Annotated in this window: 8 protein-coding genes; 2 read left to right on the plus strand and 6 right to left on the minus strand. The window is 41.7% G+C overall.

What is annotated here, in order from left to right:
* A partial coding sequence (locus tag PX482_RS03125; protein WP_288122056.1) for a GTPase family protein occupies positions 1 to 1,567 on the plus strand: 1,567 nt, incomplete at its 5' end.
* 138 nt (positions 1,568 to 1,705) lie between these two features.
* On the opposite strand, the gene PX482_RS03130 is transcribed toward PX482_RS03125, so the two are convergent.
* Together PX482_RS03130 and PX482_RS03135 are read right to left on the minus strand one after the other, a co-directional pair.
* Entirely contained in the window at positions 1,706 to 2,227 is a 522-nt protein-coding gene (locus PX482_RS03130) for a hypothetical protein (protein WP_288028132.1), read from the minus strand.
* 2 nt (positions 2,228 to 2,229) lie between these two features.
* Entirely contained in the window at positions 2,230 to 2,436 is a 207-nt protein-coding gene (locus PX482_RS03135; RefSeq protein WP_002762605.1) for a hypothetical protein, read from the minus strand.
* An 817-nt stretch (positions 2,437 to 3,253) separates the two neighbouring features.
* Here PX482_RS03135 and PX482_RS03140 point away from each other — a divergent pair.
* Complete coding sequence (locus tag PX482_RS03140; RefSeq protein ID WP_002762603.1) at positions 3,254 to 3,451, plus strand: hypothetical protein; 198 nt, start codon at positions 3,254 to 3,256, stop codon at positions 3,449 to 3,451.
* A gap of 151 nt (positions 3,452 to 3,602) precedes the next feature.
* On the opposite strand, the gene PX482_RS03145 is transcribed toward PX482_RS03140, so the two are convergent.
* The 4 genes from PX482_RS03145 to PX482_RS03160 form a co-directional block, all read right to left on the minus strand.
* On the minus strand, positions 3,603 to 3,782 hold the full coding sequence (locus tag PX482_RS03145; protein ID WP_024970469.1) for a hypothetical protein: 180 nt from the start codon (positions 3,780 to 3,782) through the stop codon (positions 3,603 to 3,605).
* Entirely contained in the window at positions 3,769 to 4,065 is a 297-nt protein-coding gene (locus tag PX482_RS03150) for a BrnT family toxin (RefSeq protein WP_043995702.1), read from the minus strand. The genes PX482_RS03145 and PX482_RS03150 overlap by 14 nt, the downstream gene beginning before the upstream one ends.
* A 230-nt stretch (positions 4,066 to 4,295) precedes the next feature.
* Positions 4,296 to 5,162, minus strand: coding sequence for an alpha/beta fold hydrolase (locus PX482_RS03155; protein WP_002762599.1), 867 nt, complete (start codon positions 5,160 to 5,162; stop codon positions 4,296 to 4,298).
* A 57-nt stretch (positions 5,163 to 5,219) separates the two neighbouring features.
* On the minus strand, positions 5,220 to 5,672 hold a 453-nt coding region (locus tag PX482_RS03160), incomplete at its 5' end, for a phosphoadenylyl-sulfate reductase (protein WP_288122057.1).

A 5,672-nucleotide genomic window follows, 5' to 3' on the forward strand; every position in this document is an offset into this window, starting at 1 on the left:
CCCGGTTTGGGAAGATTGGGCGACTTTTTGGCAACGCTGTCAGGATTTGGTCAGTGCCATCGCCCATATATATTACCCCGATGTCAAGTACCCCTTATTAAATATTTACATTCCCCAGGCCTACGGTTTAATTCGGGGAACCGTGGATGATAGCGATCGCTGGATGCGGAATCTTTCCCCGGCCCTGAATCAAATCACCATCGGCCAAGCCTATCAGGCCTACGAAGTTTATCAAAAATTGCAACCCTCGGCCCAGAAACTTTGGCAAGTCTGGAATTGGGCGCAATGGGTAATCAATCCCGCTGCGGCTGTGGCTAAAGTTGCCAGTCAAAAATACAGCGATCAAGCGGATCAGCAATTATTAGTCAATTTAGGGCAAGTTTTGCGGGAAAATGCCCTAAGAAATCTCTCTCGCCAAGCGGTGTTACTCTACAGTGGCAGTAATCTCGCCCCAACTCTCCCCACCAAGACCAAAATCGCCACCACTACTCTCAAGGAAATTCTCGCCCAAGCTGAACCGATCACGGAAATCGATCGCCAACCGGTTAACATTCTGCTGGTTGGACGCACCGGGGCCGGCAAAAGCAGTTTAATTAATACTCTCTTTCGGGCCGATTTAGCCCAAGTGGATCTATTGCCTAGTACCGACGCGATCCAATCCTACCATTGGCAAACCTCAGAAGGGGACGAGTTAATCCTCTGGGATACCCCGGGCTATGAACAGGCAAATAGGGCTGATTATCGGCAAAAGGTTCTCAATTATGCCGAAAACGCCGATTTATTGATTCTGGTAACTCCCGCCCTCGATCCCGCCCTGGCCATGGATGAGGCTTTTCTTAAAGATTTGCAACAAACTATTGACAATTTACCAGTTATAGTCTGTGTTTCTCAAGTCGATCGCCTGCGTCCGCTGCGAGAGTGGCAACCCCCCTATAATTGGCTGACGGGAGAAAGTCCCAAAGAAGTCAATATCCGCGAATGCTTGCAGTATCGGGCGGAATTATTCGAGGATCTCTGCGATCGCATTTTGCCGATGGTCAGTCAACAGCCAGATAGAGAAGCTTGGGGGGATGAGGAGTTATCAATCGCTTTACTGGGGGCAATTTCGCCCGCCAAACAGTTGCGTTTAGCCCGTTTTTTAGCGGATTTGGAAACTCGAACCCTGGCAGCGGCGAAAATAATCGATCGCTATACTTTACAGATGGCCACGGGGCAAGGTTTAACGGCCCTATTAAAAAGTCCTATTCTAGGTTTTATCTCCACTTTAGCCACGGGAAGACCGACTTTAGCCTATCTTTTAGCTGAACAAATTCCTGTGGAACAATTACCAGTAGCGATCGGTAAATTACAGATGGCCTACGAGCTTTCTTCTCTCTTGAATCCAGAGAATAAAAGTTTTGATTTATTGGCACTTTGGCCAATACTATTAGAAAATTCTAGCACTGCCGACAAGGAAGCTTGGGCCTGGGGTCATGCTCTGGTAGAATATTGGACAAAGAACCTATCGATCGAACAGTTCCGGTCAAGTTATCAGGGGTATTTAGAAACGACAAAAACAGGCCTGTAGCCAGATTAATTAAGCTAAAACTTTCTTCCACTTCAAAAGTATAGGAGAGTGGGGAGGAGAGGTTTCTGGGGTTGAGATTTCTGGCCCTTGTACTAAAATTACCAATGGGAGAGATTTTTTCGTGTTTTTTTGAAAGTTCTATTCATTTTTTTCATTTTCAGAGTTTTCATCGTTAGTTTTCGACGAACTACCCAAACCACTAAAATAAAAGGCGGTGACTGCTGTAGCTATTGGCCCTAAAAAAGTATAAATTGTCTTAGAAGAATCATTAATTAGGGTTGCCGCTTTATCCACTCTACTTTGTACTTCTTGTTCTTCGATAGCTTTCAAATTTATATTTAAATTAAAAATTCCAAGAGAAGCAAAAGAAATGAGACAAATAGAAAGAATTTGTAAACCAGCAGTGGTTAACAATCCCAACCAAAGCCACGTTGCTAAGGAACCAGCTACTTTAGTATTAAAATTATGTCTTTGGTCTGAGGGTGATATAGCTGTAGCTGGTTTACCAAATTCAGATACTTCATTGTCTAAATGATAAGGCTCCGGATTCTTCTTTAGATTATGACGCACAGAGTTCCTTTCAGTTGGAAGAACCAAAGAAGCGCTGGAATCTTTTGGGTTGTTAACTTCCTCTGTCTCATTTTTTGAATCACTGGTCATAACTAAACAATTAGTAGTGGTCTCTGTTCATTACCTTTTTGCAGTATTAATTGAGTATCTTCCTCCGTCTCAGTTTTAGCATATAAAGCCATGAGTTTTAATCCTTTACGAATGACTTCAGACTCTGTTAAGTCTAGCTCTTTAGCTATTTCTTTAAGATATTCAGAGTCCTTTTGACTAAGATTTACTCGAAATTGTCTGGTAGCCATTTTTTTTTGTTAATTTAGTGAATGGATTGTATCGATTCACTGATAACTGATCACTAAGGTCGAGAAGAGCCATTTTTACCATTGAATGTATCATTGCCGTCCTTGCTACCGTTGAGGGTATCGTTGCCAGCAGGACCGTGGACATAAGCATTCTTGGGTGGCTGCTCATCCTCTCAGACCAGCTGTGGCTGCTCATCCTCTCAGACCAGCTACTGATCGCGTTTACCGGCAGCACCGTGGACATAGGCATTCTTACGGATATTCAAGTATCTGTAAGGTCGAGAAGAGCTATTTTTACCATTGAGGGCTATAGTAGGGTCAATTCATGAATTGACCCTACAGTTTGATTTAAGGGTTGTCATCGTCCTTTCTCATAGATGTCCATAATAGTCTGCCTTTAGAAACTTAGCATCCTAACTACAGTATCCTATCTTACCCTAATTACACCAGATATGTCAACCAACTATTACACTGGATATGTCAAGCAATTACACCAGATATGTCAACTATGTCAAATCAACATAAACGAGTCCTGACGGTACTCAATGGGTGCAATAGGTCAAATACCATCAACTTATTCACTTATTTGTTATTAAAAGGCTATTTTTCGCAAATTTTAACCAAAATAATCTTAGGTTTTATTCATGCTTAGGTACAATAGGGGGTATAATAGGGTATTTAGTAGGTGGTATTATATATACATATATGCAAGGCATAGCAATGGGTGTAATGTGGGTGTAATGTGGGGTTCAATAGATACCACAGTGCTGAGTTCCTATGGTATGATAGTTCCATCAACTTTTAGATAGATAAAAGTATGGCAGACACAACTAAACAAGTGAGTATGCTAGAATTGGAGTTAGAAGATGATCTAATCAGACAAATTGAAGATGTAGCTGATTCTGGTTGTTTTTCAAAAGATGAATTATTACAAAGTATTTTAGAAGCATGGAGATATCATCAGGCCTATATACATAGACTTGAAAATATGGTTCAAATAATCAATATTAAGTAATTCGATTTGAGGGTAATGTGGAATGATTACTATCAAATGATTACCTGCTTATTGTTTTGAGCTAACAAAAAAATTTATCACTATTTTCTTGAACAACAGTCTATTAAACTTTCATAACAAGTAACCCTGAGACAATTATCAGTTTTAGCAATTATTGAGATGTTAATTTATTATAAGCAGAAATAATCGCCGCATTTTCCCAATCATCATCAAAAGGAAGCGCATCGGGATCTGACAAAGCATTAGCCTCGATTTCTGCATCGCTCATCGATTTAACTCGCTCCCAATCGGTTAAATCTTGCCTTTCCTCTTTTGTGTTAACAATCCCCATCTTGGGGGATACTCTCTTGATACTTTCTTCGCTCACGTTCGTTTGCTCTCCTAGCACTAATCAATCGGCAAGTTTCCCCTCTTATAGTATAGACAACATAACAGATTATCCCGTTTAATTGTCCCAGCAAACACATCCTTATTTCTTGGTAATCTTGGCGATTATCTTCTCTGATTAGACAGTGACCATCGAAAATAGGAGGAACAGCCGCAAAATCTATCCCATGCTTCTCTATATTAGAATATCTTTTAGACTGATCCCAGTCAAATTCTCTAAATTGCATAAATAAATCTCCAAAAATTGTCTTTGTAGAGAATTATTCCTATATCTCCTCCTTACCTATCGTTTTGAACGAACAAAAATTTTTATCACTATTTAAACTTCAATAATTTTTTGTTATATCGATAAATTACTAGCCCTAAACGCAGAAATTTTGAAAAAGCGAAGCCTCCGCTTCTACTATAATCAGAGAAGGGTAATTGAGACAATTTCTGCATCACCTTAAATAGCTCTTTAGGTTTTGCGTCCGAGAAAATTAATAATCTGGGGACTAATTTCTTTTGACCAATGTTCTTGGGGATAGTGTTTCGCTTCTGCGAGGGGGATTAATTCCACTCCTGATTTAGTAGCTAATTTTTCGACAGTGACAGAAGATAACCAAGGATCGCCCATTCCCCAGACAAAAAGGATAGGTTTTTCAAAGTTCTCTAAACCTGTCTCAATTTCTGCCATAGTTTTCGATAGGTTTAAATTGCGAATCGTGGCCAGTAAAGCGCGACCCACTGCCGAAGTTTTTAGATAAGGTTGACGGAAAATAGCCAGATCTGCATCACTAATCACAAAACCGCTACCGGTTTCTAAAGTACGATCGACTAATAAGGGGTCTTGAGTCGCCATATCTCCGAGGAAAGGTAGCCCCCATTGTTTCATTATCCAGGGTAATTTAACATCCCTGGAGAGGGGAGTATTTAAAACGATCAAGCGCTCAATTTTATCAGGATTTTCTAGGGCGTATTGTAAACCGACGGAGGCTAAAAAACCCTGGACAATGAGGGAGATTTTCGGCAATTGGAGAGCTTGAATAAAATCGGCCAAGGCTTGACAAAAAGCGCTAGGTGTGTAGGCGAAATCTCTGGCATCGGGTTTAGCGGATAAACCGGAACCGATCCAATCGGGGGCAATGGCATTAATGTTATATTCTTCTAAACTGGTTAATAATTCCCGCCAAATATAGCCATGGGCGGGTAAACCATGGAGTAGGATCACGGGGGTTGTATCCGGTTGTTGAGCGGGGTTAACCTGTCGATAAAACCACTGGAGAGAGCCGACTTCGAGAAAATTTTCTAAAATAGCCATGGTTAATGGGGGATTAATAATCATTAACCATTGTCCAACGTCTAGGAACCGATCGCACCGGCAAATTTTCCACCCCGGCAGTTATAGGGAGCTTGCGTCGAGACTTTGTGCTTCTCCGGGGGTTAAGGGTAAATGAAGACCGCATTCTTGTTTTAAACCCTTGAAACGGGTGTCTCGTTCGTTGCTATCATTGGCGGTTAAAGGCCGACTGGAGTGCCAATCGCCCACGGAGACATAACCTAGATCAAAATAGGGATGGTAGGGAAGATCGTATTTAGTCAGATAGTCATAGATGGTTTTGGCATTCCAGTCAAGTATCGGTAATATTTTGTAACGTTCGCCCTGTGGATTGACCCATTGGAGAGTTTTGCGGTGGTCGGTTTGGTCGCGACGTAAACCTGCTAACCAAGCGGTGGCCTTTAAGTCCTTCAGGGCCCGTTGCATCGGCTCCACCTTGCGGATTTTGTCGTAGAGATTGAGGGAGTCCAGATCGTTATTTGACCACAGTTGACCGTGGATTGCTTCCATGCGGGC

It is taken from the genome of Microcystis sp. M53602_WE12 (genome assembly GCF_030065455.1).
Lineage (GTDB): Bacteria > Cyanobacteriota > Cyanobacteriia > Cyanobacteriales > Microcystaceae > Microcystis > Microcystis aeruginosa.